Annotated in this window: 22 protein-coding genes and 1 pseudogene; 9 read left to right on the top strand and 14 right to left on the bottom strand. The window is 63.0% G+C overall.

Translation table 11 applies throughout. The annotated features are described in order from the left end of the window. Positions 1-111: 111 nt before the first annotated feature. Positions 112-264, top strand: a pseudogene (locus KZZ07_RS12380) (IS3 family transposase); the annotation flags it as partial. A gap of 129 nt (positions 265-393) precedes the next feature. Here the strand turns inward: KZZ07_RS12380 and KZZ07_RS12375 are convergent. Beyond that, positions 394-1,953 (bottom strand): methyl-accepting chemotaxis protein, encoded by a 1,560-nt coding sequence (locus KZZ07_RS12375; RefSeq protein ID WP_219514513.1) that lies wholly within the window; start codon positions 1,951-1,953, stop codon positions 394-396. Between the two features lie 779 nt (positions 1,954-2,732). Here KZZ07_RS12375 and KZZ07_RS12370 point away from each other — a divergent pair. Together KZZ07_RS12370 and KZZ07_RS12365 are read left to right on the top strand one after the other, a co-directional pair. Then, entirely contained in the window at positions 2,733-4,166 is a 1,434-nt protein-coding gene (locus tag KZZ07_RS12370) for a calcium-binding protein (protein WP_219514512.1), read from the top strand. A gap of 84 nt (positions 4,167-4,250) precedes the next feature. Next, complete coding sequence (locus KZZ07_RS12365; protein ID WP_219514510.1) at positions 4,251-5,678, top strand: calcium-binding protein; 1,428 nt, start codon at positions 4,251-4,253, stop codon at positions 5,676-5,678. Between the two features lie 328 nt (positions 5,679-6,006). On the opposite strand, the gene KZZ07_RS12360 is transcribed toward KZZ07_RS12365, so the two are convergent. The 13 genes from KZZ07_RS12360 to phnF form a co-directional block, all read right to left on the bottom strand. After that, positions 6,007-6,633 carry a DapH/DapD/GlmU-related protein gene (locus KZZ07_RS12360; protein WP_219514508.1) on the bottom strand — a complete coding sequence of 209 codons (627 nt, stop codon included), beginning with the start codon at positions 6,631-6,633 and terminating at the stop codon, positions 6,007-6,009. Positions 6,634-6,647: 14 nt separating this feature from the next. Next, on the bottom strand, positions 6,648-7,511 hold the full coding sequence (gene phnE, locus KZZ07_RS12355; protein ID WP_219514507.1) for a phosphonate ABC transporter, permease protein PhnE: 864 nt from the start codon (positions 7,509-7,511) through the stop codon (positions 6,648-6,650). 11 nt (positions 7,512-7,522) lie between these two features. Next, positions 7,523-8,497 (bottom strand): phosphonate ABC transporter, permease protein PhnE, encoded by a 975-nt coding sequence (gene phnE, locus KZZ07_RS12350; RefSeq protein WP_219514505.1) that lies wholly within the window; start codon positions 8,495-8,497, stop codon positions 7,523-7,525. A 60-nt stretch (positions 8,498-8,557) separates the two neighbouring features. Continuing rightward, on the bottom strand, positions 8,558-9,478 hold the full coding sequence (gene phnD / locus KZZ07_RS12345) for a phosphonate ABC transporter substrate-binding protein (protein WP_219514504.1): 921 nt from the start codon (positions 9,476-9,478) through the stop codon (positions 8,558-8,560). 41 nt (positions 9,479-9,519) lie between these two features. Next, positions 9,520-10,335, bottom strand: coding sequence for a phosphonate ABC transporter ATP-binding protein (phnC, locus tag KZZ07_RS12340; RefSeq protein ID WP_219514503.1), 816 nt, complete (start codon positions 10,333-10,335; stop codon positions 9,520-9,522). A gap of 117 nt (positions 10,336-10,452) precedes the next feature. After that, on the bottom strand, positions 10,453-11,625 hold the full coding sequence (locus KZZ07_RS12335) for an alpha-D-ribose 1-methylphosphonate 5-triphosphate diphosphatase (RefSeq protein ID WP_219514502.1): 1,173 nt from the start codon (positions 11,623-11,625) through the stop codon (positions 10,453-10,455). Then, positions 11,612-12,331 carry a phosphonate C-P lyase system protein PhnL gene (locus tag KZZ07_RS12330; protein WP_219514501.1) on the bottom strand — a complete coding sequence of 240 codons (720 nt, stop codon included), beginning with the start codon at positions 12,329-12,331 and terminating at the stop codon, positions 11,612-11,614. Before KZZ07_RS12330 ends, KZZ07_RS12335 begins: the two co-directional genes overlap by 14 nt. Beyond that, complete coding sequence (locus KZZ07_RS12325; protein ID WP_219514500.1) at positions 12,328-13,125, bottom strand: ATP-binding cassette domain-containing protein; 798 nt, start codon at positions 13,123-13,125, stop codon at positions 12,328-12,330. The genes KZZ07_RS12330 and KZZ07_RS12325 overlap by 4 nt, the downstream gene beginning before the upstream one ends. Next, the gene (locus KZZ07_RS12320; RefSeq protein ID WP_219514499.1) at positions 13,122-14,057 is read right to left on the bottom strand and encodes an alpha-D-ribose 1-methylphosphonate 5-phosphate C-P-lyase PhnJ; all 936 of its coding nucleotides are present in this window, start codon (positions 14,055-14,057) and stop codon (positions 13,122-13,124) included. The genes KZZ07_RS12325 and KZZ07_RS12320 overlap by 4 nt, the downstream gene beginning before the upstream one ends. Beyond that, on the bottom strand, positions 14,054-15,133 hold the full coding sequence (locus tag KZZ07_RS12315) for a carbon-phosphorus lyase complex subunit PhnI (RefSeq protein WP_219514498.1): 1,080 nt from the start codon (positions 15,131-15,133) through the stop codon (positions 14,054-14,056). The genes KZZ07_RS12320 and KZZ07_RS12315 overlap by 4 nt, the downstream gene beginning before the upstream one ends. Beyond that, positions 15,133-15,669, bottom strand: a complete 537-nt coding sequence (phnH, locus tag KZZ07_RS12310; RefSeq protein WP_219514497.1) for a phosphonate C-P lyase system protein PhnH — start codon at positions 15,667-15,669, stop codon at positions 15,133-15,135. The genes KZZ07_RS12315 and phnH overlap by 1 nt, the downstream gene beginning before the upstream one ends. Then, on the bottom strand, positions 15,669-16,112 hold the full coding sequence (locus KZZ07_RS12305) for a phosphonate C-P lyase system protein PhnG (protein ID WP_219514495.1): 444 nt from the start codon (positions 16,110-16,112) through the stop codon (positions 15,669-15,671). The genes phnH and KZZ07_RS12305 overlap by 1 nt, the downstream gene beginning before the upstream one ends. Beyond that, positions 16,109-16,831, bottom strand: a complete 723-nt coding sequence (gene phnF, locus KZZ07_RS12300) for a phosphonate metabolism transcriptional regulator PhnF (protein ID WP_219514493.1) — start codon at positions 16,829-16,831, stop codon at positions 16,109-16,111. The genes KZZ07_RS12305 and phnF overlap by 4 nt, the downstream gene beginning before the upstream one ends. Positions 16,832-17,690: 859 nt before the next feature. On the opposite strand from phnF, the gene KZZ07_RS12295 reads away from it, so the two are divergent. From KZZ07_RS12295 to KZZ07_RS12270, 6 genes are all read left to right on the top strand, one after another. Next, complete coding sequence (locus KZZ07_RS12295) at positions 17,691-20,243, top strand: M10 family metallopeptidase C-terminal domain-containing protein (protein WP_219514492.1); 2,553 nt, start codon at positions 17,691-17,693, stop codon at positions 20,241-20,243. Between the two features lie 425 nt (positions 20,244-20,668). Further along, entirely contained in the window at positions 20,669-21,217 is a 549-nt protein-coding gene (locus tag KZZ07_RS12290) for a hypothetical protein (protein WP_219514490.1), read from the top strand. Beyond that, positions 21,217-22,797, top strand: coding sequence for a glycosyltransferase (locus tag KZZ07_RS12285; protein ID WP_219514488.1), 1,581 nt, complete (start codon positions 21,217-21,219; stop codon positions 22,795-22,797). The genes KZZ07_RS12290 and KZZ07_RS12285 overlap by 1 nt, the downstream gene beginning before the upstream one ends. A gap of 230 nt (positions 22,798-23,027) precedes the next feature. Further along, positions 23,028-24,431 carry a nucleotide sugar dehydrogenase gene (locus KZZ07_RS12280; RefSeq protein WP_219514486.1) on the top strand — a complete coding sequence of 468 codons (1,404 nt, stop codon included), beginning with the start codon at positions 23,028-23,030 and terminating at the stop codon, positions 24,429-24,431. Positions 24,432-24,488: 57 nt separating this feature from the next. After that, positions 24,489-25,721, top strand: a complete 1,233-nt coding sequence (locus tag KZZ07_RS12275; RefSeq protein ID WP_219514484.1) for a calcium-binding protein — start codon at positions 24,489-24,491, stop codon at positions 25,719-25,721. Positions 25,722-25,979: 258 nt separating this feature from the next. Then, on the top strand, positions 25,980-26,483 hold the full coding sequence (locus KZZ07_RS12270; RefSeq protein WP_219514482.1) for an Lrp/AsnC family transcriptional regulator: 504 nt from the start codon (positions 25,980-25,982) through the stop codon (positions 26,481-26,483). The last annotated feature ends 115 nt before the right edge of the window (positions 26,484-26,598 follow it).

Here is a 26,598-nt window from a genome sequence, read left to right as displayed (position 1 = left end):
CCGTGCTCAACCGCTACACCGCCCTTGGCATCCCTGTCACAGAGCCCGTAGGATAAGTCCGTCCGGGGAAAGGGGAAGTCCGGGCTTCACGCGCTTTGCGCAACAAAGCCGTTGGACCACCAAACACCAGCCGATTACGCGCTGACCCTTACCACCGCAATCGCACGCCCCGCTGCGCGAGATGAAAGCTCTGCGCGTCGGGCGATTGCTCAACCTGCGCCAAACGGCGTAAACACCAATCGGGCTGCGGTCGCGGCTGGATGAAAGTTCAGTGGCAGGTCAATCACCCTGTGCTATCCCGATGACGTCACCGGCACGTCATCATAAAACAGCCTCGAAACTCCAGCTTCAGGCGGTCCAACGTTGCGTAGAGGAGCACATGAGATCAAACACCTAGGCGATCTGGCGGAGACGTGGCGCTGACGTATCCGGCTCCGAGGCATTTTGGAATTCCGCCACAACCTCGCTAAGCAAATTGGTCGCCGCGGTCAAAGCTGTCGTTGCAGCAGACGTTTCTTCAAACATCGCGGCATTCTGCTGCGTAAGCTGATCAAGCTCGCCCATGGTATGTTTCAAATCGGCGATTCCCTGTGAGTGTGTCCCGACCGTCGATGCGATGTTTTCCATGGAGTCAGATGCCTTGCGCACTGCTTCGAGAACACCGCGAAGGACGGCACCGGCGTTATCGACGAGTTCCACACCGTTTTTAACCTGACGGGCACTATCGTTTATGAGAACACTGATCTCTTGCGCGGCATCCGAAGAACGACCGGCAAGCGCGCGAACTTCCGACGCGACAACAGCGAACCCTTGGCCGGCCGACCCGGCACGCGCGGCCTCGACCCCGGCATTGAGCGCCAGGAGGTTGGTTTGCAACGCCACGTCTTCGATCAAATCGACAACCGATTGGATCCGGTCGGAACTGCTCTTGATTTGTCCCATTGCATCCAACGCGCCATCGACCACTTTCATGCCGTTTTCCGCATCGACTCTCGTCTCGGCTGTCGTCACCGCTACCTGCCGGGCGTCTTCCGAGGCGGAGGACATGACCTCACTGATTTGATCAATACGCGAGGCCACACTTCCCAGAGCGTTTGCCTGATCCTCTGTCCGCTTGGCGAGTTTTTCGGATGCCGAAGCAATGCTGCTTGTATCCGTTTTGATTGAATGTGCGTTTTCCTGGACGCTGGTCATGGCGACAGACAACGAGTGGACCGCGCTGTTGAATTCGTTTCGCAGCGGTTCGAACTGATCGGGGAATACTGTCTTGATCCGTGTCGCAAGGTCCCCTTTTGCCAATTTGGTCAAAGCCGCGCTGAACTGCTCCATGACATTGAGCTGTTCCGCCTCGTTCTTGGTCAAATTCAGTTGCAATTCTTGGGAGCTTGTCAAGGCATCGGACAGCCTTGCTGTTTCTTGCTCGATCTGGCCGCGTTGACTGAGCTGCATGCGCAAAAGATAGAACAGACCTGCGGTTTCGGCCACCCAGACGGTGCCGTGTAGCGCCAGGCGCCCCAGATCAATCAGCAAGCCGCTGCTTGGATAAATCAACGTCGGCAGGAAAAACGTCAGCACCGCGTGATGGATAATGACGAGCCCTGACGCGGCGAGAAGCGCCCGTTGGTCCTGCAGGATAACCAGTACAGCAAGCACGGCAAAATAGATCAGGTGGGAGTCAAGCTGCCACGGGTTTCCGGCCAGTGCTGCAGTCAGCAAAGGCAACTGACCCATCGCACCAAGCGAAACTGCAATCCGCGCGCCCCCCCCGCCAAGGCGCTGAAGGCCGATGGTGACCGCGACAATTGCGCAAGAGATCACCAGAAACGGCCAGGGGGACAGGCCCGCCAACCAGGCACCTGTCGCCGGAACGGGCGTTAACAGAACGTTGAAATAGCCAATCAAGCGTAGACCTTTGGCCTGCGCAATTTCCAGGGAAGAGGTGGTGGTGGTCATTCTAAACTCCGCAAAGTTGCGCTGCGATCGTACCGTCGAGTACCAACCAGGCACCTTCGGTTTTCAAACGCTCTGGAAAGCCCTCGGGATGTTTGTCAGCAACAGCAAGCAGGGCAATCGGTGCGCGCGTCGGGCCGACAGGACGTCCGCCCGCGCGGCGCAGGATGTCAGGCAAACCGTTCATAGGTCCGACAACAAGAAGTGTGGTTGCTGTTTGTATGGGGCGACCAGTCAGAGCCAATACAGGCGCCGCGATCAAGGGCCCCAGAACCAAACATATCATTGCGACGACTCGCATCACGGCCTTCCCAAAAGAATCACTCGGTCCTGTAGAGGTAGCGCCGCAAACTTACCTTGCGATTAAGCCGCCTCCGCCATGAGTGGCCATGCCAACCCAATGACTTTTTGTTCGCACAACTCTGCGGCGTTGTTTCAGAACCAGGTGTTTGATCCCAAAGTCTGATGGTGTGATCCTTACGCGAGCGGCCAGGCCAGCCATCATCTGAGCAAAGATGCCCTTGTTCGTGCCTGCAGTCGGAACGGCGACGTTTGCCACTCACCTCCACCGCGTCCACTGGGTGTAGCCGCCCGCCCTGCACCCAGATTGAAACCGGATCACCTGATAGGCGCAGATCACTTGGGGACTTTCTCACCAAATTGGCGTTTTCGGTGTATGCTGGACCTGCCGCACTCCTCTCCGGCAGGGGTGCGGGTGATATCTTTGCCTTGTTCTGTTCCCTGCCGGAGATCTCTCCAGAGGCCAAGGAAAGGACAGTCTCATGGCCAGTTTCACCATCACCGGGTCGAGCTCCACACCGCGCAGCCTCAACGGCGGCGAGACCGGGGTCATCGCCACCGCCAATGCCTCGCTGGTGGTCACCAGCGGCAATGCCATCGAGCTCGACAACAGCTCCAGCACGCTGACCAACACCCTTCTGATCAATGGTTCGCTGATCGCCTCGGGGAACACCACCGGCGACAAGGCGGTCGAGACCCAGGGGTCGATCCAGTCGCTGACCGTGGGCATCGGCCCCGACGCCTATGTGGCGACCGCGCGCGGCTATGCATTCGACCTGATCATCAGCAACTATGCCGATTTCGTAAACGCCGGCACGATCCAGTCGCCCTCGAACTACGCGGTTCGGATCCTGACAATCGATGGCGCGGCCTTCATGGACTTCAGCAATACGGGCTCCATCCTTGCCAGCACCGTCGCGGTGCAGCTCGGGTCGGGCATCACCGACCACTTCCTGTTCAATTCCGGAACGCTCTCGGCCCATGACGGGGCCGCCGTCCTGGCCAATACCCGCGGCGGCGATACCGGAACCTCCTATCTCAACAACAGCGGCACCATCTCGGGGTCCTCGCTCAGCTATCGCGGCGGCGACGGCGTCAATGTCATCTCCAACGCCGGGCTGATGATCGGCGATATCGACCTCGATGGCGGCGGCGACCGCTACGAGGGTGGCGGGGGCAGCGTCAGCGGCACGATCTTCGGCGAGATCGGCAATGACACCATCGCGGGCGGCGCCCTGACCGACGTGATCGACGGCGGCGACGACGATGACCTGCTGGTTGGCCGCGGCGGCGATGACGACCTCTCGGGCGGCGCGGGCAACGACACGCTGCTGGGCGGCGCGGGCAACGACGTCATGGACGGCGGCACCGAGGGTGACACGCTGACCGGCAACGCGGGCGATGACACCATGAGCGGCGATGCGGGCGCCGATCTGTTGGTGGGCCAGGATGGCTCCGATTTCCTCGACGGCGGCGCCGACAACGACACCCTGGACGGCGGCGCCGGCAACGACGTGTTCGAGGGCGGCGCGGGCACCGATGTGCTGCGCGGACGCGGCGGCGACGACGAGCTGGCCGGCGGCGAGGATCTGGATTTTTACACCGGTGGCCAGGGCGCGGATGTTTTTGTCTTCCGCAATGTCAGCCACGCCGGGATCGGCGCGCAGCGCGACCAGATCCTCGATTTCGAACAAGGGGTGGACCTGATCAACGTGGTCGGCATGAGCCCCGGCGTCTTCGAGTTCAAGGGCACCGGCGCCTTCGACACTGCCGTGCCCAACCCAGAGGTCCGGCTGTTCGAAACGCCCACCGGATCGACCATCGTGCAGTTCGACGTGGACGGCGACGGCACGGCGGATGCCGAGATTCGCGTGGCGGGCGTGACCGGGCTGACGGCGGACGATTTCGCGCTGTAGACCCCGGGGCGGATCGGGGCCGCCCGGCCCCGCCGTGACCCTCGCCAGATATTTTTCACTGACTTTTTTGAAAGGAAACAATGCATGGCCGATTTCATCATCACCGGATTTTCCAGCACCGCCCAGACTCTCGACCCCGGGCAGACCGGTGTTCTTCCCAGCCCGGGCGATACGCTGCTGGTCACCGATGACGTGGCGGTCACCGTCGGCGGGTCGCTGATCAACTACCTCACGGTGAACGGGTCACTGATTGCGGATTCCTCGGGGTCGATCTTTCCCGCGGTCGAGATCGCCGGCAACGGACTGAAGATGCTGGTCGGCCCAACCGGCTTTGTCAGTGCGACGAATTCGGACGCCATCACCGGCTCGGTTCAGGGGGTCTTCGACCTTCAGAACGCCGGGACCATCATGTCAGGGGCGGATGCGATCGACGTGTCCCGCCCCGCCGGCGGTGTCGTGCCGCTGCTGGCCATCGCCAATTCCGGCACCATCCAGGGCGCGCAGAACGCGGTCCGCCTGGACGCTGAATCGCAGCCCACGCGGATCACCAATTCCGGCACCATCCTTGCGGAAACCGGCTTTGGCATTTCGCAGAACTGGCTGTCCGTCAGCTCGACCGGCACCGGCTATCTCTACAACACCGGCACGATCAGCGGCCCGTTGGGCAGCTATACCGCCGCGAATGGCGTCGGGGTCAACAATATCTACAACGCCGGGCTGATGGTCGGGACCATCTACCTCGACGATGGCAACGACCGCTACGAAGGCGGCGCGGGCCGCGTCGTGGGCCGGGTCTATGGCGACCAGGACAACGACAGCCTATCAGGCGGCGCCTTTTACGACGAACTGGACGGCGGCAGCGGCAATGACCTGCTGGTGGGGCGCGGCGGCGACGACTACCTCTATGGCGGCGCGGACCAGGATTTCGTCATCGGCGGAGATGGCAACGACGAGGTTGACGGCGGCTTTGGCCATGACACGGTGACCGGCAACGGCGGCGACGACCTGGTGATCGGCGGCCCCGGCAACGACCTGCTGGTGGGCCAGGACGGATCGGACACGTTGCAGGGCGACGATCAGAACGACACGCTGGACGGCGGCGCGGGCAACGACATCCTCGAAGGCGGCGACGGGACGGACGTGCTGCGTGGCCGGAACGGCGAGGACGAACTCGCGGGCGGGCTGGGGCTCGACTTCCTGACCGGCGGCCAGGACGCGGATGTCTTTGTCTTCCGGACCACGGCGCAGGCCGGGATCGGCGCCACCCGCGATCAGGTGCTCGATTTCGAACAGGGGCTGGACGTCATCAACGTGGTCGCCATGGCCCCCGGAAACTTCGAGTTCCGCGGCACCGCTGCTTTCGCCCCCTCCGGCAACCCCGAGCTGCGGTTGATCGAGACGGCGGCGGGATCGACCATCGTCCAGTTCGACACCGATGGCGACGGTGCCGCCGATGCCGAGATCCGCGTGGCCAATGTCACCGGGCTGACAGAGACGGATTTCGCGCTCTGAGCGCGCGGCGCCGATCCGCGTACCCATCCAGATAGAGGACGCAACCAAACAGAGGAGCCGATGATGGCATCGCTCACCATCTCCGGGCCAAGCGGGACCCCGCAGACTGAACAGCCCCGGGTCTGCCAGAGGCTGCACCTCCTGGGCGGGCTGGAGCATCATGAGCAAGGCCGCCAACGAGGTTTTCCAGCCGTCTGCGAACCCGCGGTACGGATGGGTGTCGGCGGCGAAGGTCGGAACCGCTCTCGCTGGCAAGGCCGAGCAACAGTGCGACGTACATCTGTGAGGGGCTTGAGGTGATGACCCGAAACGCTCAGGCGGTTCCCTGTCAGCGGTAATTCTCGATGAAGGTGTCGATCTCCATCGACCGAATGTCCGGCAGGGCGGCCTTGTAGGTGTCGTGAGACCAGTCCCAGACGGCGATCTCCTGCAGGGCCTCTGCCTGCGTCTCGGTGAACCTGCGCCGGATCTCGCGCGCCGGGACACCGCCGACAATCGTGTAGGGGGCAACATCGCGCGTCACCACCGCGCCGGCCCCGACAACGGCTCCGGTGCCGATGGTCACCCCGGCCGTCACCGTGACCCCGTGCCCGATCCAGACATCATGGCCGATGCTCACCCAGTCGGATTTGCGCCACTCAAAGAACTCGGTGTCATCCGCGCCCAGCCCATAGGCCTCTGCCCGGTAGACCGAGTGATGCTGCACCGCGCGCCATGTCGGATGGTTGCCCGGGTTGATACGGGTGGCATTGGCGATGGAGCACATCTTGCCAATCGTCGTCCAGACAACATGACAGTCCTGCGTGATGTAGGACCAATCCCCCATGCTGGACGCCCGCATCGAGGTGCCTCTGCCAACCTCGGTCCATTTTCCCAGGTCACATTCCTCGACCTTCGCCTCTGGGTGAATGTTCGGGGCCTCCGTCAAAGGATGTTTCGCGCCAGCGCCGCTCATGGGTCTTCTCCCTGTTACCGGGCCGGATCGGTCTTGCCGATCAGCCGCGTCCTTATCAGCCCGGACAGCCAGTCGATCACATAGACCATCGCGATGATGAGAAAGATGATCGACCAGGCCTCATCCCACCTGTAGGCCGAGATTCGGTCCGACAGCAGGAACCCGATGCCCCCGGCCCCGACGATGCCCAGGATCGTGCCGGACCGGACGTTCGATTCAAAATTGTAGAGCAAGATCGACAGGATCACCGGGTTCACCTGCGGCGAGATTCCGAAACGGATCTGCTGGAACCGCGACCCGCCGGACGCCTTCACCCCCTCGATGGGCTTCTCCGACGTGTTCTCGATGGCCTCGGAAAAGAGTTTGGCAAAGGTGCCGATCTCCGAGACCGCGATGGCGAGGATGCCGGGCAGCGGGCCAAGCCCGAAGGCGCGGATAAAGATCAGCGCCAGGATCAGCGTCTCGAAGGCACGGATCAGGTCGAACCCGCGTCGCGTGCCCAGACGCAGGAAATTCAACCGGTTGATGTTCTTGGCGCCCAGGAAGGAAAGAGGATAGGCCACGAGCGCCCCCAAAAGCGTGCCAAGGAAGGCGATGGCCAGCGTCTCGCCCAGACCATTCAGGATTTCCGAGAACTCGGCCCAGTTGTCCCAGACATGCGGCGGAAACATGAAACTCAACACCCGGCCGAACCGGCCCAGACCCTCCCAGATCCGGGCGGGCGTGATGTTGAAGTCATAGAGGCACCAGGCAAAGATCCCCGTGAAAAGCGCCCAGAGCGCGTAACGGCGCAGGCGCACCGGCAGGGGCTGCTGAAAGGCCAGCGGCAGGCGTTCGCGCGCCTCGGCGATCTCGCTTTCGGTGATGGCTGGTGTCATAGGGCTTTCCCTCACGCGGGCCGGACGGCGAACCGGCGGCGGCGCGTCCGGTCGCTGTCCAGGCCGATGATACGATGGCGCAGCTTTTCCGAGCCGAAGTCGATCACCATCACGGTCACGAAGATGATCAGGAAGAGCGCCGAAAGATCGGTGTATTCCTGAAAGGACATGGCGGTGCGGAACTCCTGCCCCAGCCCGCCCGCGCCGACGTAGCCGATGATCGACGACGAGCGCACGTTGATCTCGAAGCGCAGCAACGTGTAGCTGATGATATTGGGCAGGACCTGCGGCACGGCGCCATAACGGATCTGGTCGAACCATGTCCCACCGGCGGCCTTGACGCCCTCCAGCGGACGCATGTCGATGTTCTCATTGACCTCGGAATAAAGCTTGCCCAGCGCGCCGGTGGCATGCAGCCCGATGGCCATGACCCCGGCCATCGGCCCGACCGAAAAGCAGAAGACGAAGATCAGCGCCCAGACCAGTTCCGGCACGGTGCGGGCGATCTCCAGGTAGCGACGCGTGATCCAGAGCACATAGCGATTTGGCGTCAGGTTGCGCGCCGCCGGAAAGGACAGAAGAAAGCCGCCGGCCACGCCCAGCGCGGTGGCCATGAAGGCAATCAGGATGGTCTCGAACAGCAGTTCCAACCAGATTTTCCAGCGCCAGAACCACTCACCGAAATCCGCGCCCAGCGTCTCCCAGCGCAGCGCAGGAAGGGTCTTTTCAATGTATTCGCCCAGGCGCGGGAGGCCTGCCGGGATGATCCAGCGCCACTCGCGCGATCCGTCCGGCATGGTCACCTGCGTCACCTTGAAGAAATCTCCGATCCAGGCCGTGAAGGCGAAGACCAGAAGGAAAACGCCGGTGCCGATGGCCCAGCCCATGCGCGCCCGGCGGCGGCGCGCGGCATATTCGGCTTCGAAGGTCGAAATCGGGTCAGCGGGCACGGGACCCGCGCCGGGGTCGTCGGCGGTGGCGGTCATGCTCTTTCTCCTGAATGGGACGGCGGGCGCGCAGGCCCGCCGTCAAACGTCAAAGCGGGATCAGGACCCCGAGCGGCGCTGTTCCTTGATCCAGGAACGCATGTCGACGATCCACTGGTAACGGTCGTGGTCGACACGGGTGAAACCGGCATCCGGATTCGGGTTGTCGGCGGTCCAGGAAGAGTAGAGCTTGTAGCCTTCGGGATCGGCCGTCGGGAACGCCTCGATCGCGGCGGTGATGTCCTCGATCATGTCCTCGGGCAGGTTGTTGCGGAAGGTCCAGGGGCCGGAGGTGATTTCCGGGCTTTCCCAGACCTTGCAGACCACGTCCGCGTCGATCATGCCCTTGTCGACCATGCGCTGATAGACGCCGTCAGCATCGTTGTTCTGATAGGTCGATGCGGTGTCGAAGATGCCGTTGACGACGCCGGTCACGCCGGCCTCGTGGCTGCCGGAGAAGGTGATCTGGCGGAAGAATTCTTCCGGCGTGAAACCTTCCTTGGTGATGAAGTTGAAATAGGGCACGGCATAGCCCGAGGTCGAATCCGGATCGGCGAAGGCATGGACCTTGCCCTTGGCGTCTTTGAGGCTCTTGATGCCGCTGTCGCAGCGGGTCACAACGACCGAGTAATAGCCGGTGCTGCCGTCCTGCTTGATGGTGGTCAGGGTCGGCACGACGCCACCGTCTGTGGCGGTGTAGACCGCCGCGTAGGAGGAGGAGCCAAAGCGCGCGACCTCGATCTGATCGGCGGCGATGGCCTGGATCACGCCGTCGTAATTGCCGGCGGTGAAGATCTCGACCTTCACGCCAAGCGTCTCTTCGAGGTAGACGCGCAGCGGTTCGTTGCGCATCAGGCGGTCTTGCTCGTTCTCGCCGGACAGGATGCCGAACTTGACGATCTGGTAATCGTCCTTCCAGCCGTCGGCCAGCGCCGGGGCGGCGATCAGCGCGACAAGCGCCGTTGTGGTCAGGAAACGCATTGTGAACTCCCTCGTTGCGTCTTCAGGTGGTCTTGGGGTGGTCAGGCCTGTTCGGCGACACGGCCCGTGGCCCGCGCCGAGGTGGAGGTGACGGCCTCGTTGAACTCCATCAGCCCTTCCAGACCGTAGATGTCGCGCACCACGTCGTCTGTCAGCTGCGCGGCGGTCCCGTCGAACATGACGCGGCCCGCGCGCATGGCGACGATCCGATCGCAATAGGCCCGTGCAGTATCCAGCGTGTGCAGGTTGACCAGAACGGTCAGCCCATCCTCGGTGTTGATCCGTTTCAGCCCGTCCATGACGCGGGTGGCATTGGCCGGGTCAAGCGAGGCGATGGGTTCGTCCGCCAGCATGATCCTGGGGGTCTGGACCAGCGCCTTGGCAATCGCGACCCGCTGTTGCTGGCCGCCGGACAGAGTGCCCGCCCGCTGCAGCGCCTGCGGCACGAGGTCCAGCCGGTCAAGTGCCTGGATCGCCATCGCCCTTTCGGCGTCGGTGAACCGCATGGTCATCGAGGAGAGGATACCGTGTTCGGCCAGCCGACCGATCAGCACGTTTGTCAGGACGTCCAGCCGGTCCACCAGGTTGAACTGCTGAAAGATCATCGCACAGTCGCGCCGCCAATTGCGCAACGCCCTGCCCTTGAGCGCGCTCACTTCGACCCCGTCAAAGGCAATCGACCCGGCGGTCGGGTCGATCAAACGATTGATGAGGCGCAGCATGGTGGACTTGCCCGCGCCCGAACGTCCGATCACGCCGACGAACTGGCCGGGCTGGATGTCCAGCGTGACGTTCTCGACGGCGCGGGTCTCGCCAAAGGTGCGGGTCAGGTTTTTCAGGCTCAGCGTCGCAGTCATGGGTCCGGCCCCTCTTGTCAAAGCATCCGAAATACATCCGGATGAATATTCCTGAAGAGGTCTTACCGGTGCCGCGTAACAGTCGCACAACCCGCATATGACGCTTTGCTGACAGTCTCAGGCGACGGTGCGCAACGCCTCTTGCCAGCCGGGGACCGTGCCGTTGGAATAGACCACTTCCCCTTTGACGAGTGTCAGCGCGACGCGGTCCCCGGACTCCACGGCAACCAGATCGGCCCGTTTCCCGACAGCGATTTCCCCTCGGTCGGTCAAGCCCAGCGCCTGCGCCGGGTTGGCCGTCGCCAGCCGCGCCGCGCCTGCCAGCCCATCGGGATCGACCTCTGACAGGATGCGGATGGCGGGCAGGATCGCCGCAGGGTGGTAATCCGCCGCCAGGATCGACAGCAATCCAGCCGCATGGGCCTCGCGGGCAGAAAGGTTGCCGGAATAACTTTGCCCGCGCATTGCGTTGGGCGCGCCCATCGCCGTCATGATCCCCAGGTCCACCGCCGTTTGGGCAGCGTCGCGCGTGACGGGAAACTCCGCGATCACGGCGCCCAGGTCCGCCATCAGACGAACCTTATCGGCCGTGTCGTCATCGTGGCTGGCCAGAGCGACACCATGCGCCCGGCACATGCGAGAGACGCTCTGCATGTTCTGCAGAAGCACGTCCTGCGGACGGGACCGTTCTACGATGGTGGTAGAGACCAGCTGCCGCGCCTCGGCTTCTGATATCCCCTGCTGTGCGGCCTTGTTGCGGATATGCACTTCGAGGTTGCGATACTGTCCCTGCCCCGGCGTGTGATCCATCAGCGAAACCAGGTCGACCTGACCATCGTCCAGCAACCGTTCCAGCACCCCCACGGCATTGTCGAAGGTGATGTCAAAGCGCGCGTGGATTCGGTGATCGACCCGGCATGTATCGCGCGCCGCGTGCAACGCCCGGATCACACCCGAGGTATGTTCATAAGACCGCCGCTCACCCTCGCGCGCGCCACGCGAAAAGGAAACCGCGGCATAGGCCGTGGTCACACCACTGGCCGCCAGGCGGGCGTCTAACGCGTTCAGCGCCACGGACATCGGGAAATCCACCCGTGCGCGCGGCTCCAGTTCCTGTTCGATCATGTCGCCATGCATGTCGATGAACCCCGGGAACAGCAGCCGTCCGGCCCCTTCGATCCCGCCCGGCATCGGGCCATCGGCGATCTCGGCGATCACGCCGTTTTCGATCCGGAGCGATCCGCGCCGCACGCTGTCTCGCAGCACAAGGATAAAATCAGACAGCCACATCTTCTCGCGTCTCCTGCTTGGGGGCATCGGGGGTGAGGTCGATCTCGCGGTCGATCAGCACCTCTACGTCGCCGGGGTGGTGAAAGACACCGATCATTGCCGTCCCCGCGCGTTTCAGTTCCGCCAGCCGGTCGATCAGCGCCGCACGGGCCGAGGCATCCAGCGAGGCGGTCGGCTCATCCAGCATGAGCAGTCGCTGCGGCAGGATCAGCGCCCGGGCCAGGTTCACCTTCTGCTGTTCTCCGCCGGAAAACGTCGTCGGATAGGCCGCCCAGAGCGCGCGCTTGACGCCAAAGGCCGACAGCCAATGCCTTGCCTCTTCCAGCGCCTCCTCCTCCGGCGTCCCGGCCAGCCGCAGGGGTTCCGCCACAAGCGCCTCGGCACTCACACGCGGTCGCGCGGTCAGGAACTGGGTGACAAAGCCGATCTCTGTCCGGCGCAACAGGGTCACATCCACATCCGCCGCGCGGGCCAGATCCACCACCCCGTGCGAGGAATGGAACAGGATCTGGCCCGAGGCCGCAAGGTAGCTGCGGTAGAGCGTGCGCAGAAGCGTTGATTTTCCCGCGCCGTTGCGCCCCTTCAGCAGCAGGAACTCGCCTGCACTCAGGGTAAAGGAAATATCGGAAAACGCCGCCATCCGGGTGCCCAGATGGTGCATCTCAAAGCCCTTGGACAGGCCTTTGACGTCAAGGATCAGGGTCATAGTTTCGCATGCACCAATTGTTGCGTGTAGGCATGTTGCGGGTCCTGGAACACCTGGTCGGCCAGTCCGGCCTCGACCACCTGGCCCCGTCGCATGACCATCACCCGGTCCGACAGGGTGCGGATCACGCCAAGATCGTGGCTGACGATCACCATTGTGATCCGCCGCTCTTGTTGCAGCCGCTTCAGCGTATCCAGCACCAGCGCCTGCACCGAGACGTCCAGCCCGGTGGTCGGCTCGTCCAGCAACAAGAGCGCCGGCTCCAGGGCGATGGCCTTGGCCAGTTGCACCCGCTGTTGCATCCCGCCCGACAATTCGACGGGCGGCGCATCCATCCGGTCGAGCGGAAATTCGGAGGCATCCAGCGCGCGCCGCGCCTTGTCACGCAGCACCGAGAACCTCCGCTCACCGGCCACCAGCAGCCGCTCGGCAACATTGCCGGAAGAGGAATGGTTCATCAGCAACCCAAGGTGCGGGTTCTGGTAGACGATGCCAATCTTGGTGGCGCAGAGCATCCGGCGCGCATAACGGTCGAGGTCAAAGAGGTTGTCCGCGACGTCCGGCAGGTCGAGCGTGTACGACCCTTCGTCCGGCACCTCTTCGAGGTTCAGGCACCGCAGAAAGGTGGATTTTCCCGAACCGCTCTCTCCCACGATGCCCAGCACCTCACCCGGGTAGACGGTGGCCGAGACATCGCGCAGGGCCTGCACGCTTCCATAACATTTCGACACGTTTCGCGCGGTCAGCAACGGTCGCGTCGTGACCAGCCGCGGCGGCTCCATCGTCAGGCTCATGTCCTGTCCTCCTCGGTCGCGGGCCCCATCTGCCCATCGCGATACCAGGTCGGGCCGATCTTCACCGGCGCGCCTTCGGCCCGGCGGATCGTCTTGACGCCCAGCTCACTGTCCGAAACCTCGTAGCTGGAGGTCCCATCCGCCTGCGGGATCTCGTTCATGAAAAAACCGCGCGCGCCGGACCGCTGACAGGTCAGATCGCCGTGTTCCTCCACCCGGTAGGGCACATCGTCAAAAACCAGCGGCTCGACCCGTGTATAAGGCGGCACAGCGTGCAGACGCTTTTCGCGCCCCGCCGAGAGGATCGTCAGATGTTGCGCCATGTGCAGCTTGGGCACGTCCCAGCGCGGGATCGGCGACGGTGTCATGACATAGCGCCCGTTCACCAGCGAGGGGTAAGAGGCACCCTGCATCACCCGCCCCGACCGCACGATCTGTTCATAGAGCTGCAGCCACATCCGCCCGTAATCCGCATCCGCGTGCATCTGCCGCGCGATGGACATATTGGGCTGCACCGGGCGCAGCGGTTCGGGGTTGGGCACCTGCAGGACCAGCACCTGGTCCTCGCGCAGCACTTCCTCGGGGATGCGGTGGCGCGACTGGATCAGGTCGGCCTCCAGCGTGTCCATCGTCACCGGCGCACCTGACACATGTGCCAGGAACTTGCGGATCGAGGCGGCATTGACGCTGTCATCGGCGCCCTGGTCGATCACCTTGACCCGTGTCGCGGGGTTGATGAGCGTGCAGGATACCTGCAATCCGCCGGTGCCCCAGCCGCGCGCCATCGGCACCTCGCGGCTGGCATAGGGCATCTGACAGCCCGGAACGGCGATGGCCTTCAGCGTCTTGCGCCGGATCTCACGTTTGGCGGAGGCATCGAGAAAGCCATAGGCCATCGGCTCCCAGTCTCGGGTGAGGGATTTCAGGGTCATTCCGCAGGCTCCACTCGTTTGTCTTCTTCGACTGTCTCCCGCGCGGCACGTCGGGCCTTCGCGTCGCGCATGGCATCAAGGCTCGATTGGAAGGTGACGTAGTGCGGCAGCTTGAAGTGGATGCAGAAGCCAGAACTTTCGACACCCTCGGTATGGTAGAGAAAGAACTCTTCCTCCGTCGCTGATCCCTTGGCCGCGCCCTTGGCGTTCAGGTCCAGCGTCGCCGCCGCGATCACCTTGACCTCATTCCAGCCAAGGGTCGCGGCAAAGCCCAGCCCAAGCTCTGCGCCCTTTTTCGACACGACCTCGGCCTGCGAGACTTTCACCCGACCGGCGCTGAACCTTGTACCGCGCGGGTGCGTCACCACGATCTCGGCTTCGGCCAGTCGCAGTTCGTTCACCGTCGGATGCGCCTGCCCGTATCCACGCTGCGCCGCGTAGCCGAGGGCCAGAACGCCCCCCGTTTCGGCCCGCGCCAGGGATTGCAGCGTATGCGCGCGCTTGGCGGGAAAGAGCAGCGGTTCGCGGGTGACGTCAGGAATATCGTTGCCCAGGGTCCGGTCTGTCACCGGAGCCGTCAGCAACCCGTTCTCGGCTTGCCACGCAGCCACCGAAGGCTGCTTTGCAGGCGACGGTGTCGCAGCCGGTTCGACCGGAGCCGGCACATGGGTTTCTCCGGACAGGACCTCGGTTGCGAGAATGCGGTGAGCATAGTCAAGCGTCGGACCCAGCACCTGCCCGCCGGGAATGTCCTTGAAGGCGGCCGAAATCCGGCGGTGGGTGAACAGGCTTTCCTGCGTCACCGGCTCTGCCACTGTCAGGCGCGGCTGTGTTGTGCGCCAGGCCCGCAACAGCAGGATTGCCTCGTACAGCTCGCCCCCTGTCTGCGCCAGCGCCAGCGCCGCCAGATCCTCATCATAGAGCGAGGCCTCGCCCATCACCCGGTCTACGAGATAGGGCAGCGCGGCGCGCACCTCGGCCACCCGCCCGGGTGAAATCGGACCGATGTCAGCCCGGTAGAGGCGCTGCGATTGTTCGATGGCGCGTTCGCCACCCCGTGTCGCCACATAGGCCATCAGAGCACCTCCACTTGGGTCGAGCGCGGCAGGCCCATCACCCGCGCGCCGTCCACCAGGAACATTTCGAACCCCATCGGGTAGCGCATGACGCGGGCCCGTTCCGGCCAGATCCCCTTGGGCAGGCCGCCAACCGTCACGTCGAGCGTGCCATCCACACCGGGTCCGGTCAGGCGCAGCCGCTGACCGTCGGTCAGATCCGCGTTCAGAACCAGCGTCGCCCCGTTTTCGGGGTGCAGGTCAGAGCCGAGGTTCAAGGCCTTCAGTTGCGCGGTTTGCTGCAAGTCGGACAGAAAGACATGATCCGCCCTGTCGATTGCCACGCGCGCGGCACCGCTCCGCACGGCAAGATCCGCCAGATCGGGATCGGCGGCATGGACCGAACATTCGCGGTCGATCAGCGCGTCGACAATCTGCGCCTGCCCCTCAGCGGGCAGATCCCGGATCAGGCCGGGTCGCGACAGTGCCCACATCAGCGCCTCGTAGGTGGCATTGCAGCGGGCTTCGAAATCGGAGGGTTTCGGGGTCAGGGTCATCAGAATGTTTCCATGTCCACGCGTGTCGCCTCTACCCTGCACAGGGTCTCGTGATCCTCGGCGGCCTGACGCGCGGCCTCGGCGTCGAGAAAGCACAGACAAGCGTCGACCCGGCAGCCAAGAGCCAAGGCCAGATCGACCAGAGCCATCGCCATCGCGGCCTCAAGGTCGCGGCCCCGGCGCATTCCGTAGCCCTCGGTTTCCCGCGCCGCGATGCGCGCCTCGCTCACCAGCACCTCGCCAAGGTGGAAATGCGTCCCCTGCGCCGTGTCCCGCATCGGCAACATGACAAGCCCGGTGCGGTTGTCGCGCACCTCGATCTCTCCCATCTCGGCGATCAGCGGTTCGGCACAGGCCTTGAGCCGCGTCGTGTCCGCGCGTGCCAGCACGCTCAGAATGCGTTCATGCGGCCAGTCCGGCGGATCGGCGATTGTTCCGGTCATTCCTCGTCCTCGTCAGGGTTGATGCTGAATTTCACCCGCGCCGCCGACCAGATCACCTTGCTGTAAGCGAGCGGCCTGCCATCCAGCGACTTGTCCACCGCGCGCACCACCAGCACCGGCATGTCGGGATGCTGGTTCAACAGGCGGGCCTCTTCGCTGCGGGCCGGGCGGGCATGAATGCGCGTCTCGGCGCGCAGGTAGTCATTGATGCCGTAGGTCTTGTAGACCTCCGTCGTCGATCCCAGCGCCTGGCGCCGGTCCGGGTAGTCGGGAAAGCGCGTGGCGTCGTGGTAGATCGTCCCGAGGTTGACTGGCACGCCATCGGCCAGGGACCGGCGACGCGTGGCGATCACCGGCGCGCCCTCTTCCAGTCCCAGCACCCGGGCGACACGGCCCGTGGCGGCAATCCGTTCGGACCCCAGCGTTTCGCCCGCCACCGCCAGCCCCTGTGGCCCAAGGTTGCGCCTTAGCCGCGTCCGTCGCCCAATCGGATAATCAATCATCGGGCGCGGCTGCACAAAGGTGCCGCGTCCCTGCTCGATGCTCAGGTGCCCTTCCTTGGCCAGCTCCGCGACCGCGCGGCGTACCGAATGGCGCCCGGCCTGATACAGGCTTGCCAGTTCAGGCTCTGTGGGCAGCCTGGCCCCGGGTTCCAACACACCGTCCATGATTTCCTGTTCGATCAACGCGCGAATTTCGCGCCAACGTTCTTTTGACATCTTCAAAACATCCGAATGAATTTCACCTAGACCCTGCATGTGACAACGGCGTGTCATTCTCAACTCAATTGAACGACGGTTCACAACGTGTCGCGCCGCGATCCGTCGGTCGGCACGGCCATACCCCCGAGGGGCTTACAGCAGAACCGAGCCTTGTGGTGGACAAGACAAACCGGGCATCGGGACCGCGTCGCACCCGCCACCCAGATCGTTGTTCACCTGCTCGCGGGTCGCGCAATGGGCCGACACCCTGAAGGGGCATCCAGGCCCGCAATGGATGAGGCACGGGTATCCGGTCAGGCCACAGGGCCAACGCACCCCAAGACCTGCGCACCCGCCACGCGAATTCCTTTGCCGAAACTTGCCCGCTGTGGTCTCATCATGGGAGTTTCCACAGTTTGGAAAGCCGGACACTGTGATCCTTTATTGCCGTTGATTTGGTGTCTTCTTTGCCAATCAGGCGCAGCTGCCTCCGGGAATAGACAGAGACATTAGGGGGAAGCCGTCCATGTCCATCGGCGGAACAGTCGCGATTCAAGGCACCAAGACCGTCACAGCCATCCTTGGCACAGGTGCTTCCTTTGAAGACCGCATCGAGAGTGCCGACAATCAGGACTGGTATCCGGCCTCCCTGATGCAGGGACCGACGGATCCCGGGGAGCCCAGGGTCCGACCAAGCCTGGAACCGGCAGAATTTGTTGATCTGCTGCTTGCAGGAGGCGGATGGGCCGGGCACACGGCCGCCGCGCCCCTCCTGGAAACACTCCCGAACAGGGCCAGTGCCGATGATGGGACCGCCGCCATCTTCCGTACCGCGCCGTCACCGACGGACGCCTATTTATCGTTCGCCCGGGACAGCGTGACACTGACAGAGCCCCACCAGTCCGAACGAACCGCCGCAGCGCCGACCGTGGACCTGAGCTCTGTATTGCAGACCACCTATCTTATCGACACGTCGGATCCGATCCGCGTCTATATCGCCGATGCCGGGGATGTGGTCGGGGGCATCACGGCCGACGCGGCCAGCGCCTATGAACAGCAGCGGATCATGGCCGCCTTTGCCACCTGGTCCGAGGTGGCGGACCTTCAGTTCGTGCAGACGACCAACCGCGCCGAGGCCGATATCGAGGTGGTTCTGGGCGATTCCCCGCCCTACGGGGACGCCCAATTCCCCGGCGGGACGCTGCAAGTGATGCGCCTATCCAACCGGGTTTCGCAATGGACCGATGCGGGATCTCTGGACGATGGCGGCTTTGCCTTTGCCATCGTCATCCACGAGATCGGCCATCTGCTGGGCCTGGATCACCCGCATGAAGGCGTCGTATTGCCCGGCGTCACCACCCCATTCTTTTCCTACGGCGACAACGACCTCAACCAAGAGGTCTTTACGGTGATGAGCTACAACCGTGGCTGGCCGACCGGGCCGCTCGGCTACCTGCCTGAATCCGTGACGCCCTATGGCTCGGTCTATACGCCGTCCCCGATCGATATCGCCGCCGTGCAAAACATGTATGGGGCGAACACGACGACGGGCGCCGGTGACAGCACTTATCTTCTGACGGCCATCAATAGCGGATACGCGGCGATCTGGGACGTCTCCGGCACCGATGAAATCCGCCACGACGGCTCCAGCGACGCGGTCATCGACCTGCGCGCCGCGACCTTGGGTTTCGAGTCGGGCGGCGGCGGCTTTGTCACTCATCTGCCCGCGTTCCACGGTGGGTTCACCATCGCCAACGGCGTGGTGATCGAGAATGCGACCGGCGGCAGCGGCAATGACGAGTTGACCGGCAACGAGGTGAGCAATGTCCTGACCGGAAACGGCGGCAATGACACCCTTCACGGTGGCGGTGCCGGCGACGATCTGCACGGCGGAGAAGGCGTCGATGTCCTGAACGGCAACGCCGGGAACGACACGATGGACGGGGGGGACGGCGCCGACAGCATCATCGGCGGGATTGGCGATGACTTGATCATCGGAAACACCGGTGCCGAGACCCTCGACGGGTCGCCCGGCGGCACCGACTACCTGCTCTACGACCTTGCGACGACGCAGGTGATCGTCCGGCTCTGGAACAATACGGTCTCGGGCGATCCGGTTGCGGCCGGGGACACGATCCTGAATTTCGAGGCGGCTCGGGGCGGATCCGGGAACGACATCCTCCAGGGCAACCACCTTGCCAACACCCTGATCGGCAATCCAGGCAACGACACCCTGGCCGGCAATGGGGGAGACGATTCGCTCTACGGCAACGCCGGCCTCGACAGTATCATCGGCGGGTTTGGAGATGACTGGATCGCCGGAGGGACGGGGGCCGATTTCCTGGACGGCTCCCCCGGAGACAGCGATACGTTGGACTACAGGCTGGCCACCGCCGGTGTGAACGTCAATCTCTGGAGCAACGCTGTGTCTGGCGATCCGGAGGCCACCGGGGACACGATCAGCAACTTTGAAAACGTGGCGGGCGGCGCTGGCAATGACACGCTCACGGGCAACCATCTTGGAAATTCTCTGCATGGCCAGGGCGGCAACGACACGCTGAACGGCTCTGGCGGGAACGACACGCTCTACGGCGGGCTTGGCGCTGACAGCATGATCGGCGGCAACGGAAATGACCTCTTGCTCAGCGGAGCGGGGGCCAGCGATCCGGACGGCAACGATACGATGCTCGGGTCCGCCGGGAACGACACGATGGATGGCGGCAATGGCGCCGACAGCCTGATCGGCGGGACCGGCGACGATGTGCTGTTCGGCTCCGACGGGGCCGATATCATGGACGGCTCTCCAGGGGACCGGGATACGCTGGACTACAGTTTGGCGGCAAACGACGTGATCGTCCGGCTGTGGAATAACTCGGTCTCCGGCGATGCGATTGCTGCCGGGGACACGATCCGCAACTTCGAGAACGCGGCGGGAGGCGATGGCAACGACGTGCTGATCGGCAATCACCTGGACAATGAACTGTCCGGAAATGGGGGCAACGACAGGCTGAACGGGGCCGGAGGCAATGACACACTGAACGGTGGCGAAGGCAATGACACCATGCTGGGCGGCGCCGGTCAGGACCGTTTGTTCAGCGGCGACGGCCGCGACTTCCTGACCGGTGGCGCGGATGCGGATGTCTTTGTCTTTCTGTCGGCACCAGACCTCGGGATCGGGGCAGATCGCGACCAGATCATGGATTTTCAGCAGGGGTTGGACCAGATCGACATTGCTGCCGTCTCTGCCGGTGTCTTCGAATTCCGAGGCACCGCCCCTTTCGCGCCCTCCGGCAATCCCGAACTGCGGTTGTTCGAGACGGGCACCGGTTCGACTATCGTGCAGTTCGATGTGAACGGAGATGGCGCGATAGATGCCGAGCTGCGGGTGGCCGGCGTTACCGGGCTGACCGCTGCCGATTTCGTGCTGTAGAGCCTTGCCCGCCCCTTCCCGGGCCGGATCAAATAGCGACTTTGGGGAGAATCGCTGCGGATGTGGGGCGCTTTCCGATTTCCCCTGCCCGCCTCACCGTGACACTGTCCGTTAAGCGCACGACATACGGCGGGAACTGCGTAGACCCAGGACCGACGGACTGCCTGCCCTGATCGGTGTCCAAGGCCTCGGGGCCTTTCTGCCGCCGAAGGGCATCTTGCAGCGCCGCGATGCAAAATGTCGGTATGCATTGTGTTGGACAGTCGCCATGAGAGGGGGCTGCCCCAAGTGCAAGCGCATCATTTCGCATGATGACGCCCGGTAAAAATACGCAACAATGCAGCCCAAAGGCGCGTACTGTCCCCAATTCGCCGAAAAATGAACACATTCGACCGGCATGTTGCGGGTAATCGAGGATGTGTTCCATGAAAGTCAGGTACGAACCGGCCCTGCCAGATTTGAGCTACACCATCCAGGCCCCGCTTCTGGTTGACCTGGAGGGTGTGGGCTGTTTTTGGGCGGAATCCTGGTCGCTGGAGGGGGTCACTCGGCCAGAGACGGTCCCCCGCGTGAGCGGTAAAGCCATGATCACCATTCCTTTCCAGGGCTTCGGCATAACCTTGCAGGCAGAATTGGAGCATGACTCCGAAACCGACTGCTTTCGGTTTTCGGCCATCGGTCAGCGCGAGTCGGAAGTCCTGACGAATTTCTACCGCCAACTCGCAACAGGCCGGGCGATAACGATGGACCGCATGATCCTTTCGATGGACGCGCCGGTCGAAAAGATTTCGATGGAGCAAACCCCGAAGGAAGCCGCCGCCGAGACGCGCCGGACCTTGCCGCGCCCGACACGGGTCCTGACGGCGGTCGCGATCTACGCGCTTTTCGCGTTCTTCGCTTACAAACCCGTTGTCCTTCCCATCTACCAAACGCTGAGTGTCGGCCCGGCCTCTGCCGAGACGCAGAGGAACTGATGGCCGAAACCAACTGGCTTCCCGCGGATCCCTATCGCGACATTGCCGACCGCATGACGGTGCACCAAACCCCTATTTCCGGGAGCAAATGGCGCCTTCGCGACATGCTGGCTCTGGCGGGTATGGTGCTGCTCTGTGCACTTACCGTCGTCCTGATCCCGGGATTCCTCTACGATGTGAAACACCAGGAGATCACCTGGGTCCTGGGGCTTTTGGGCATATGGCGCTACGGTTGGTGGTTCAACCACGCACAGCGCGCCCGCCGTTACGAGGAGGTCAAGTTCCCGGACATACGCGAGCGGTGCAACAGGGTCTGGAACGATGGCTGGAGACCGCGGCATCTGCATGTCCAGATGACCACCTACTACGAAGAAGAGGCCATCACACGCCACGTGATGAAGGCACTTCTGGATCAGATCCGCGAGATCGGCGTGCCGGCGACCATCTGGGTCGGCAGCGGTGCACGTCACGACGAACGCATCATCGAAGACGTCGTCTGGGAGCATGGCGCCGACCTTGACGCCGAGGTGGCCTTCATCCGCCAGAACCAGCCCGGCAAGCGAATGGCCATCGGCCTTGTGATGCGCGCCATCATTCGAACGGCTCCCGACGACGACGACCTGATCCTGTTCATGGATGGCGATGCGATTCTAGGCCCCGGTGTCCTTGCCGGGTGCTGCGCCATGTTCGGCTCGGACGACAAGCTCGAAGCCCTGACCACGGACGAAGAGGCCATCACCTACGGACCGTCCTGGCTGTGCCGCTGGCTGAACATGCGTTTCGCACAACGCCGGCTGGCCATGCAGAGCCACGCCATGAGCGACAAGGTCCTGACCCTCACCGGGCGGATGAGCATGTTCCGGGCGCGGCAGATCTGCAATCTGTCCTTCATCCGAACCATCGAGGCGGATTTTCTCGACCATTGGCTCTGGGGGCGTTTCCGCTTTCTCTCGGGCGACGACAAAAGCACCTGGTACTACCTGCTCGGACGCGGGGCCAAGATGCTCTATGTGCCGGACGTCTGCGTCTATACCGTCGAAGTCATCAAAGGCAGCGGTCGCGACCGGATGGTCCAGAACCTGCGCCGCTGGTCGGGCAACATGCTGCGCAACGGCGCACGCGCCCTGCAGCTGGGGCCGAACCGGGTCGGTTGGTTCATCTGGTGGTGCGTGCTGGACCAACGTCTTGCGATCTGGACCATGCTGGTCAGCCCCACCCTGATCCTGCTCTCGCTGATCTTTGACCCCGGTTATGTCTGGGTCGCCCTGTCCTGGATCCTGGTGTCCCGCCTGGTGCTCAGTCTCTTCCTGTTCCGCTACGCCAAGCGACCGGATTTGACATGGCCCTTCCTGCTGTACGTCAACCAGCTTTTGAACGCCTCGGTAAAGTCGTTCATGATCTTCTTTCCGCACAAGCAGCGCTGGGCCAACCGGGGCGGCCAGAAGGCCCAGCACGAGGTCAGCCTGACCTACCGGGCAAAATCCGCCATCGCGATGTTCCAGTTCGTCACGATTGTCCTGGTGTTCATTCAGGTGGTGTCACGGGTCATGGGCCCCGGCGCATTTTTCCCGGGGTTCTGACCCTCGGCACGATCCCCGGCTTGATGCGACGCCGGACGGCTGAATGTGCGTTTCTGTTTTGACAACAAAATGCCCGTTCCAGCCGACCACAACACCCCAAAATTCCAATCCTGATCAACAAGTTGGGGCAATTCCCCAAATCTTAACAAATTCTTAACAGCGTCCAATTTCGGACACAAAAGATAGAGATTGTCCAATCCAGAGAAACAAAAAACCGAGGTATTGAGCAAATGTTGGACGCTGTCTCTGCGAACTGGCAATCGGATGCATCGAAGGCGTTTCAGCCCTACCTGGTGCCGGACCACAAACCGCGCATCAGTGTTGTCGGACTCGGCTACGTCGGATCGGTGACGGCCGGATGCCTTGCATCGCTCGGCCACGAGATCGTTGGCGTGGACGTGGATACACTCAAGATCGCGAACATCATCGAAGGCAGATCCCCGATTCACGAAGCGGGCCTGGACGACCTGCTTTCAGACGGTGTGAAACGAGGCGCCATCTCTGCCACCAACGACCTCTGCGCCGCCGTTGCCGAAACGGATGCGACCTTTGTTTCCGTCGGCACGCCGACCGCCCCTGATGGCTCTTGCGACCTGCGGTATATCGAAAGCGTGGCCGATACGATCGGGGCCGCAATCGCCGCCAAGACAACCTTTCACGTTGTCGTCCTGCGGTGCTCTGTTCCTCCGGGCACCACGATGGACGTCATGGCGCGCCGGATCGAGCAGGTGTCGCGCAAGGCGGCCGGCATCGACTTCGGCATAGCCTTTGTCCCCGAATTCTTGCGCGAAGGCGTCGCCGTGGACGACTTCCGGACGCCCCCGAAGACCGTCATCGGCGCATCGGACGAACGCTCGGTCGCAATCGTGTCCCGGATCTTCGAGCCGGTCGACGCCCTCCCGATCGTGACCGAAATCGAAACCGCCGAACTGGTCAAATACGTCGACAATGTCTGGCACGCCAACAAGGTCTGTTTCGCCAACGAGATCGGCCGCCTGTCGAAGGCGCTGAACATCGACGGACGGGACGTCATGGACATCTTTTGCCAGGACACCAAGCTCAACCTGTCGCCCTACTATCTCAAGCCGGGCTTTGCCTACGGCGGGTCCTGCCTGCCCAAGGAAGTGCGCGCGATGAACCATTTGGCACAGAGCCGCGACGTGGACCTGCCGCTGATCGGCAGCCTTGACCAGTCCAATCTGGCGCAGATCGACCGGGCCGTGGCCATGCTTCTGGCCGCCCGACCGCGCAAGGTCGCCGTGCTTGGCCTCGCCTTCAAGCCCGGCACCAATGACCTGCGCGAAAGCCCGATCCTGGACGTGATCGCCCAGCTTCAGGAGAACGGCATCGCCATCAGCGCGCACGACCACTTCGTGACACCCGACAACGTGGTCGAAAGTGCGCGGCACGCGGCCTCGACAAAGCCGGGTTTGCAGGACCTCTGCCAGCAGTTGCCCCAGCTTCTGCAAGAAGACATCGAAAGCGCGCTTCAGGGCGCGGATGCTGTCATCGTGACCCACGCCCTGCCGGAATACCGCAAGGCGGCGCAGGAGGTGTTTGTCCCTGTTGTCGACGTCGCGCGCCTGTTCGCGGGACAGGCCGAGCCGGAAAACTGCCAGGGCATCGGCTGGTAACACATTCGCTGTCCGCCAAGCAAAGGCGAACGGCACAGATTTTCGGAGTATGAGACCATGCCAGCAATCAAGGGTATGAAGAAATTTGCCAATTGGGCCGGTTCAGCCGGCAACGTTCCGCGTGGCCCCATTGACGACCTGGCGCTTGCCCCGCCGACCGAAGCCTTCCTGCTAAAACTGGCGCGCCCGCTCGACCCAGGCCGGCCCGGACACAAGGAGCCAGGCAAGCTGCTGCCCACACCGGACGAGATTCCGCAGTCTTTTGTAGACCGAATTTCGCATCTCGGCGTGTCTGTTGCGGTGAAGCCTTCGGGCCTCTTGGTGCACGCCGTCGATTTGTTGCAGGAACCGGTCCAGATCTCGATTGGCCCGGACGGCATCCACATTGACGACGGGCAAGACCTGTTCACCTGTGACGACGACTTCGTCTTCCTGTCTCCGTCGGCGACCGAACGCGACGCAATGGACGGAAATGACAAAGTCATCCTGATCGGGGGCGGTGCGTCGGCACCTGTCTTTGGCAACTCAGGCGACGACACGCTCCTTGGAAATGTGGCGGACGACAGTTTGTTCGGCGACTCTGGCGAGGACCTTTTGGTCGGCGGCGCCGGGTCGGACGAACTCTCCGGTGGCAATGACGCCGACAGCTTGCAAGGCGGCGACGGCGCCGACGTGCTGAAAGGCGGCAAGGACAACGACCTGCTGGAGGGTGGCGCGGGCGAGGACAGGCTCTATGGCGACACCGGCGATGACAGCCTCGATGGCGGTGACGGCGCGGACGAGATCTATGGCGGCAACGGCAATGACTCGATCATCGGTGGCGAGGGGGCAGACAACCTCTTTGGCGGCAAGAACAACGACACACTGATCGGCTCTGCCGGCGACGACCTGCTCAAAGGCCAAAGCGGCAACGACTCGATGAGCGGCGGTGACGGAGACGATACCCTCATCGGAACGTCAGGAGACGACACCCTGATCGGCGGCTCTGGCGCGGACAGCCTGTCGGGAGGCTCTGGGGAAGATTGGTTTGTCTTCGAGTCCGGAACCAGCGACGGCTCCACGGACACAATCATGGATCTGAAAGCGGAGGATCTCATTCTCCTTGCCGGCTTCGATGACCTGTTGTCCGCAACAGATCCCCTGACATTGCTCGCCGATGCCTTCACCGTGCAACCATCGGGCGACGGCCTGCTGCAGCTTGGCGATCTGGATATTCTCATCGAGAATAACAGCATGCTCGACGAAGCCGCCTTCGAAGCGCTTGTCATCGGATCAATTCAGATCGCCTGAAGTGACTGACGTGGAACTTTGGCAAGTGACCCTGTCGCGGTTTAAAGCCGTCCCAAGGTCTCATTCATGCTGCCCGAGTTTCGAAGGCCAAGGGGCTGTTTCAGCCAAGGGCTGAGTGCCGACGGCAAGCGCCGCGACCGGGACATTTTTCGTCGCAATGCTGCGCCCCTTGGCTGTCGAAAAAAGATATACTCTGTCGCGAGGGTCCGTCCGGACGCAATACATGTTCCGTTTCGATAGAGCGAGAGTGCCCCATCGGTGAAAAAGCTGAGCCTTGATGCCACGGATATCCGCATCCTGTGCGCGGTTCAGCAGCACGGGCAGCTGAGCAAGACACGACTGTCCGAGATCGTGAACATCTCTCCCACGCCCTGCTGGGCGCGGCTCGACCGGCTCAAGGCTGCGGGATACATTCGCGGATACCACGCTGACATCGCGCTCGACCGGCTGTGCGACTTCACGCAGGTGATCGTGACCGTCTCTCTCACCCATCACCGCAAGACTGATTTCGAACGGTTCGAGGCCTGGGTCGCGCGCCAAGATGACATCACCGAATGTATCGCCACCGGCGGCGGCATGGACTACGTGTTAAAGACGGTCTGCTCGACGCTTGCCGCCTTTCAGAGGCTGATACAGGTCATGCAGGACGCCGAACTTGGGGTCGACCGCTACATGACCTACATCGCGACCCGCGTGGTCAAGGCCGACCGCCCGAACATCGCCCGCCTGGCCTGTCCGCAGCCGCGCGACCGAACGGCCTGACCCGGGCCGGAAATTAAGCCCGAATAGACCGACCAAGGCCCGTCTTTTGGTCTGCTGGCAGGCGGTTTTCGCTTCTAGATAGGCGCCATTATCAACCGTGTTCCGGGCCGCCTGC

The organism is Mameliella sp. CS4, assembly GCF_019392335.1.
Taxonomy (GTDB): Bacteria; Pseudomonadota; Alphaproteobacteria; order Rhodobacterales; family Rhodobacteraceae; genus Antarctobacter.
The sequence above is the reverse complement of the archived record's forward strand: the minus strand, read 5'-3'. Positions and strand labels throughout refer to the sequence as shown.

What these genes read in the sequence shown, in the direction of transcription:
- phnF (WP_219514493.1), bottom strand. Translation starts at nt 16,831, where the DNA reads ATGTCAAAAGAACGTTGGCGCGAAATTCGCGCGTTGATCGAACAGGAA.
- KZZ07_RS12280 (WP_219514486.1), top strand. Translation starts at nt 23,028, where the DNA reads ATGTTGGACGCTGTCTCTGCGAACTGGCAATCGGATGCATCGAAGGCG.
- phnE (WP_219514505.1), bottom strand. Translation starts at nt 8,497, where the DNA reads ATGACCGCCACCGCCGACGACCCCGGCGCGGGTCCCGTGCCCGCTGAC.
- KZZ07_RS12290 (WP_219514490.1), top strand. Translation starts at nt 20,669, where the DNA reads ATGAAAGTCAGGTACGAACCGGCCCTGCCAGATTTGAGCTACACCATC.
- KZZ07_RS12275 (WP_219514484.1), top strand. Translation starts at nt 24,489, where the DNA reads ATGCCAGCAATCAAGGGTATGAAGAAATTTGCCAATTGGGCCGGTTCA.
- KZZ07_RS12370 (WP_219514512.1), top strand. Translation starts at nt 2,733, where the DNA reads ATGGCCAGTTTCACCATCACCGGGTCGAGCTCCACACCGCGCAGCCTC.
- KZZ07_RS12305 (WP_219514495.1), bottom strand. Translation starts at nt 16,112, where the DNA reads ATGACCGGAACAATCGCCGATCCGCCGGACTGGCCGCATGAACGCATT.
- KZZ07_RS12315 (WP_219514498.1), bottom strand. Translation starts at nt 15,133, where the DNA reads ATGGCCTATGTGGCGACACGGGGTGGCGAACGCGCCATCGAACAATCG.
- phnE (WP_219514507.1), bottom strand. Translation starts at nt 7,511, where the DNA reads ATGACACCAGCCATCACCGAAAGCGAGATCGCCGAGGCGCGCGAACGC.
- phnH (WP_219514497.1), bottom strand. Translation starts at nt 15,669, where the DNA reads ATGACCCTGACCCCGAAACCCTCCGATTTCGAAGCCCGCTGCAATGCC.
- phnC (WP_219514503.1), bottom strand. Translation starts at nt 10,335, where the DNA reads ATGACTGCGACGCTGAGCCTGAAAAACCTGACCCGCACCTTTGGCGAG.
- KZZ07_RS12285 (WP_219514488.1), top strand. Translation starts at nt 21,217, where the DNA reads ATGGCCGAAACCAACTGGCTTCCCGCGGATCCCTATCGCGACATTGCC.
- KZZ07_RS12320 (WP_219514499.1), bottom strand. Translation starts at nt 14,057, where the DNA reads ATGACCCTGAAATCCCTCACCCGAGACTGGGAGCCGATGGCCTATGGC.
- KZZ07_RS12330 (WP_219514501.1), bottom strand. Translation starts at nt 12,331, where the DNA reads ATGACCCTGATCCTTGACGTCAAAGGCCTGTCCAAGGGCTTTGAGATG.
- KZZ07_RS12325 (WP_219514500.1), bottom strand. Translation starts at nt 13,125, where the DNA reads ATGAGCCTGACGATGGAGCCGCCGCGGCTGGTCACGACGCGACCGTTG.
- KZZ07_RS12375 (WP_219514513.1), bottom strand. Translation starts at nt 1,953, where the DNA reads ATGACCACCACCACCTCTTCCCTGGAAATTGCGCAGGCCAAAGGTCTA.
- phnD (WP_219514504.1), bottom strand. Translation starts at nt 9,478, where the DNA reads ATGCGTTTCCTGACCACAACGGCGCTTGTCGCGCTGATCGCCGCCCCG.
- KZZ07_RS12360 (WP_219514508.1), bottom strand. Translation starts at nt 6,633, where the DNA reads ATGAGCGGCGCTGGCGCGAAACATCCTTTGACGGAGGCCCCGAACATT.
- KZZ07_RS12365 (WP_219514510.1), top strand. Translation starts at nt 4,251, where the DNA reads ATGGCCGATTTCATCATCACCGGATTTTCCAGCACCGCCCAGACTCTC.
- KZZ07_RS12335 (WP_219514502.1), bottom strand. Translation starts at nt 11,625, where the DNA reads ATGTGGCTGTCTGATTTTATCCTTGTGCTGCGAGACAGCGTGCGGCGC.